The organism is Streptomyces sp. NPDC058221 (assembly GCF_042882365.1).
Taxonomy (GTDB): Bacteria; Actinomycetota; Actinomycetes; order Streptomycetales; family Streptomycetaceae; genus Streptomyces.
Window position 1 is genome coordinate 1 of sequence record NZ_JBHVWF010000270.1, and the last position, 5168, is coordinate 5168.

At 70.5% G+C, this 5168-nt stretch carries 5 protein-coding genes; 1 reads left to right on the forward strand and 4 read right to left on the reverse strand.

Annotation, left to right across the window (positions count from 1 at the left end; translation table 11 throughout):
- Positions 1–27 precede the first annotated feature (27 nt).
- The 4 genes from ACFVW8_RS38350 to ACFVW8_RS38365 all read right to left on the reverse strand — a co-directional run bounded on the left by ACFVW8_RS38350 (position 28) and on the right by ACFVW8_RS38365 (position 3520).
- The gene (locus ACFVW8_RS38350) at positions 28–402 is read right to left on the reverse strand and encodes an RNA polymerase-binding protein RbpA (protein WP_003959706.1); all 375 of its coding nucleotides are present in this window, start codon (positions 400–402) and stop codon (positions 28–30) included.
- Between the two features lie 275 nt (positions 403–677).
- The gene (locus ACFVW8_RS38355) at positions 678–2051 is read right to left on the reverse strand and encodes an MFS transporter (RefSeq protein WP_389698551.1); all 1374 of its coding nucleotides are present in this window, start codon (positions 2049–2051) and stop codon (positions 678–680) included.
- Positions 2052–2096: 45 nt separating this feature from the next.
- The gene (locus ACFVW8_RS38360) at positions 2097–2861 is read right to left on the reverse strand and encodes a glycerophosphodiester phosphodiesterase family protein (RefSeq protein WP_389698553.1); all 765 of its coding nucleotides are present in this window, start codon (positions 2859–2861) and stop codon (positions 2097–2099) included.
- The gene (locus ACFVW8_RS38365) at positions 2858–3520 is read right to left on the reverse strand and encodes a YitT family protein (RefSeq protein ID WP_389698555.1); all 663 of its coding nucleotides are present in this window, start codon (positions 3518–3520) and stop codon (positions 2858–2860) included. Before ACFVW8_RS38365 ends, ACFVW8_RS38360 begins: the two co-directional genes overlap by 4 nt.
- Positions 3521–3622: 102 nt before the next feature.
- Between ACFVW8_RS38365 and ACFVW8_RS38370 the strand changes: the two genes are divergently transcribed.
- Positions 3623–5122, forward strand: coding sequence for a PLP-dependent aminotransferase family protein (locus ACFVW8_RS38370; RefSeq protein WP_389698557.1), 1500 nt, complete (start codon positions 3623–3625; stop codon positions 5120–5122).
- Positions 5123–5168: the final 46 nt, after the last annotated feature.

A 5168-nucleotide genomic window follows, 5' to 3' on the forward strand; every position in this document is an offset into this window, starting at 1 on the left:
GCTCTGTCTCAGTGCGGTGCTACGCGGTCAAGCAGACTTCCTGCTGTCCCGCGGATGCACGGCAATGTTCATGGCTCCGGAGCGCAGAACCGCCAGCCTCTCGGCCAGCACCTCCTCCAGCTCCTCGCGTGTGCGCCGCTCCATGAGCATGTCCCAGTGCGTACGCGCAGGCTTGCCCTTCTTCTCCTCGGGGCCATCCCCGTCCACCAGGAGTGCCTGGGCGCCACACGCCTTGCACTCCCACTCCGGCGGAATTTCCGCCTCTACCGAGAACGGCATCTCAAATCGATGTCCGTTCTGGCATGCGTACTCCACCGCCTGGCGCGGGGCCAGATCGATGCCGCGGTCCGTCTCGTAGCTGGTAACCACAAGTCGCGTGCCGCGGAGAGCTCGCTCACTCATGAATCGTGCCTCCCGGGCTTGTCGCCCACAGGACAAATGTCGCTGTCGTCGTCATCCGGCTCAACGTCCGGTCGGCGGCAAAGATTCCCGTTGCCGGTCATGCCTCGCCCGTCGTGCCGCTGAGTATTCAGGTTTGCCAGGGTTCAAGTACCCGCCAATGCCCGGTTTGTCACATCTGGCAGAAGTTGTCACCCAACGGTTTGGATTCTTCCACTGGCAGTAACGGTCCTCCGGGCAGGCCAAAGGCGTACACTACCGGCCTTTCACTTCAACGTCTAAATCCGTTCAGGAACGGGATTCCCCGCCGCTGCCACGGCCTGCCGGACCGGCACCCTCGCGAGCAGTACGGAACCAGCCACGAAGAAGATCACCAACGAGATGATCGCATCCCGGTAACTGCCGGTCAGCTGGTACGCGAGACCGAACACCAGTGGCCCGAGCCAGCTCAGCCCGCGGTCGCTCATCTCGTACGCCGAGAAGTACTCGGCCTCCTTGCCGCGCGGCACCAGATGCGAGTACAGCGACCGCGACAGGGCCTGGCTGCCGCCGAGAACCAGGCCGATCGCCGCTGCCAGCGCGTAGAAGAACACCGGCGCGTCGGCGGGCAGGAAGTATCCGGCGACGAGGATCAGCGTCCAGACGACCAGGGACGCGAGGATCGTGAGCTTCGCGCCGTACACCCGGGCCAGCCGGCCCATCCCCAGTGCGCCGGCCACCGCGAGTATCTGGACCAGCAGGACGGCGGTGATCAGCGTCGTCTGGCCGAGGCCCAGCTCCTCGGAGCCGTACACCGAGGCCTGGGAGATCACCGTCTGCACGCCGTCGTTGTAGACCAGGTAGGCCAGCAGGAAGGAGAGGGTGAGGGGATGGCGGCGCATGTCGCGCAGGGTCGCCATCAGCTGCCGCCATCCGGACCCGACCGCTCCGTGGCTGCCCGGCGCCACCCGCCGGTCGCGCAGCCGGCGCAGCGGTACGACGGTGAAGGCGCCCCACCAGACACCGGCCGAGGCGAGACAGATCCGTACGGCGTCCGACTCGGAGAGGCCGAAGGAGTCGTGGCCCGTGTAGAGGATCAGGTTGAGGACGAGGACCAGCGCCCCCGAGGTGTAGCCGAAGGCCCAGCCGCGTGAGGAGACTGCGTCGCGTTCTTCCGGCTCCGCGATCTGCGGCAGATAGGCGTTGTAGAGCACCATCGACACGGATATCGCGGCGTTCGCGACGATGAGCAGGAACGCTCCGAGCAGATACCGGGTCCCGTCCAGGAAGAACATCGCGGCCGTCGCGGTGGCGCCCACGTAAGCGGCCGCCGCCAGCAGCGGCTTCTTGCGGCCCGTGCGGTCGGCGGCTGCGCCCACGATCGGCATCAGGATCACCGCGACGACGAGGGATGCCGAGATCGTGTACGCGAACAGCGACCCGGCGCGGACCGGGATGCCGAGCGGATGGACATAGCCGTCGGCGTCGGCGGCAGCCTTGGCGACCGAGGTCAGATACGGCCCGAGGAACACGGTGACGACGCTCGTCGAGTAGACGGAGCAGGCGAAGTCGTAGAAGTACCAGCCGCGCTGCTCGCGCCGGCGCTCGCCGGGGTCGGCCGCCCCGCCCGTGCCCTGAGCCGGTTCGGCGGCGTCCGCGGTCTCGGCGCTCATTGCGCACCCCTTGTCTCTCCCCGTGGAGACGTCACCGGGCCGGCGTCAGGCCCAGGCCCCCCGCTCGCTCAGCACCGTACGCAGCGTCTCGATGTGATCGGTCATGATGCCATCCACCCCGAGATCCAGGAGCGCTGCCATCCGCTCCGGTTCGTTGACGGTCCAGACGTGCACCTGGAGCCCCCGGGCATGCGCCTCCTTCACGAAACGCCGGTCCACGACCCGGACGCCGCCCTGGCTCTCCGGTACCTGTGCGCACACCGCGCCGGCCCGCAGCGCCGCCGGGATGCCGTACGAGCGCAGCCGCAGACCGAGGACGCCACGCACTCCGTAGGAGGTGGCCAGCCGCGGGCCGGCCAGCCGGTGCGCCCGGGCGACCCTGGCCTCGGAGAACGAGCCGACGCACACCCGGTCCCAGGAATCCGTCCTGCGGATCAGATCCACCAGCGGCTCAAGGGCGGGCCCGGCCTTGATGTCCACGTTCCAGCGGGCCTCGGGGAATTCCTCGAGCAACTCCTCGAACAGCGGCAGCGGTTCACGGCCCGCCACCCGGGCCCGCCGTATCTCGCTCCACGGCAGCTCCGCCATCCGGCCCCGGGCGTCGGTCACCCGGTCCAGCGTGGCGTCGTGGAAGGCCACCAGCCGGCCGTCCGCCGAGGCGTGCACATCGGTCTCGAAGTAGCGGTACCCGGCCGCGGCGGCCCGGCGGAACGCGGCCGCCGTGTTCTCCATCCCGTCCGCGGCGCCGCCGCGGTGGGCGAACGCGAGGGGGGCGGGGTGGTCCAGATAGGGATGGCGTACGGAAGTCACTGCGGCAGTATGGCCTGCCCGGATGACGGGTCGGTGACGGTGGTGGTTTCGTTGTCCTTGATCGCGAAGAAGCGCAGGAAGAACTGGGCGAGCGGGCCGATCGCCAGGGCGTAGAGGACCGTGCCCACGCCCAGGGAGCCGCCGAGCAGGAAACCGGTGACCACGACCGCCACCTCGATCGCCGTGCGGACCAGGCGGATGGAGCGGCCGGTGCGCCGGTGCAGCCCGGTCATGAGGCCGTCGCGCGGTCCGGGACCGAACCGGGCCGCGATGTACAGCCCCGTCGCCACACCGTTCAGCACGATCCCCGCCGCCATCACCCCGGCCTGTGCGGCGAGCCCGTGCACGCCGGGGACGAACGCCAGCGTGCCGTCCATCGCGAGCCCCACGACGAAGACATTGGAGACGGTGCCCAGGCCCGGCCGCTGCCGGAGGGGGATCCACAGCAGCAGCACGATTGCGCCGATGATGATCGAGACGACGCCGATGGAGATCCCGGTGCGCTCGGCGAGTCCCTGGTGCAGCACGCCCCATGGCTCCAGGCCGAGCCCGGCGACGACCAGCAGCGCCGAACTCGCCCCGTACAGCGCCAGCCCCGCGTACAGCTGGATCAGCCGTCGGGTGAGGTGTGTTCCGCGCCGGGCGGCGGTGGTGGACAAGTGGTGCCCCCTGGTGTGGTGGTAGTGGACTGCTGCGTGTCACTCTGTGGCAGGGGATTGGCTGCCAACCATGGCCAATCCGAGGAAGGTGGACTGATTATCGTGGCGAAGTGGACTTCGGCGGTCGGTGCGGCGCAGCTTGCTCGGCAACTGCATGCCCAGCAGCCCAGGCCGACGGGCCCGGGCAACCGCAGGCCGCCGACCTACCGGGCGCTCGCCGACGGCATCCGGCTGCTCGTCCTTGAGGGCCGCGTCCCGGTTGCCGCCCGGCTGCCGGCCGAACGGGAACTGGCGCTCGCCCTCGCCGTCAGCCGTACGACGGTCGCCGCAGCCTACGAGGCGCTGCGGGCCGAAGGGTTCCTGGAGTCCCGGCGAGGGGCCGGCAGCTGGACGGCGGTTCCCGCGGGCAACCCGCTGCCCGCCCGCGGCCTGGAACCGCTGCCCCCCGAGGCGCTCGGATCGATGATCGACCTGGGCTGCGCCTCGCTGCCCGCCCCCGAACCATGGCTGACCCGGGCCGTCCAGGGAGCCCTGGAGGAGCTGGCACCGTACGCGCACACTCATGGCGACTACCCGGCGGGGCTGCCCGCTCTGCGGCAGATGATCGCCGACCGGTACACCGCCGACGGCATCCCGACGATGCCCGAGCAGATCATGGTCACGACGGGCGCGATGGGCGCGATCGACGCCATCTGCCACCTTTTCGCCGGCCGCGGTGAGCGGATCGCGGTGGAGTCCCCGAGCTATGCCAACATCCTCCAGCTGATGCGGGAGGCAGGCGCCCGTCTGGTGCCGGTGGCCATGGAGGAGGGGCTCGGCGGCTGGGACATGAACCGGTGGCGCCAGGTGCTGCGGGATGCGGCGCCCCGGCTCGCGTACGTCGTCGCCGACTTCCACAATCCGACCGGGGCGCTGGCCGACGAGGACCGGCGGCGTGCGCTGGTGGACGCCGCCCGCTCGGCCGGTACGGTCCTGGTCGTCGACGAGACGATGAACGAACTGCACCTGGACGACGATGTGCGGATGCCGCGCCGGGTCTGCGCCTTCGACCCGGCGGGCAGCACCGTGCTCACCGTCGGTTCGGCCAGCAAGGCCTTCTGGGCGGGGATGCGGATCGGCTGGGTGCGGGCAGCACCGGATGTCATCCGCAGTCTGGTGGCAGCCCGCGCGTACGCCGACATGGGCACTCCGGTCCTCGAACAGCTGGCCGTCAACTGGCTCATGCGCACCGGCGGCTGGGAGGAGGCCTTGCAGATCCGCCGTGAGCAGGCGCGGGACAACCGGGACGCGCTGGTCACGGCTGTGCGCCGGGAGCTGCCGGACTGGGAGTTCGCCGTACCGCGCGGCGGTCTGACGCTCTGGGTGCGCACCGGCGGTCTCTCCGGCTCGCGGCTCGCGGTCGCGGGGGAGCGGGTCGGGGTACGGGTGCCGTCCGGGCCCCGGTTCGGGGTCGACGGTGCGTTCGAGGGATACGTACGGCTGCCGTTCACGGTCGGCGGGCCGGTGGCGGACGAGGCAGCCCTTCGGCTCGCCGCAGCCGCCCGGCTGGTCAGCTCGGGGGCCGCCGCCGGCGCGGAGGCGCCCCGGACGTTCGTAGCCTGAGCGATGCGGTGATGCAGTGAGGGAGGGCCCCCGGATCACCGGATCC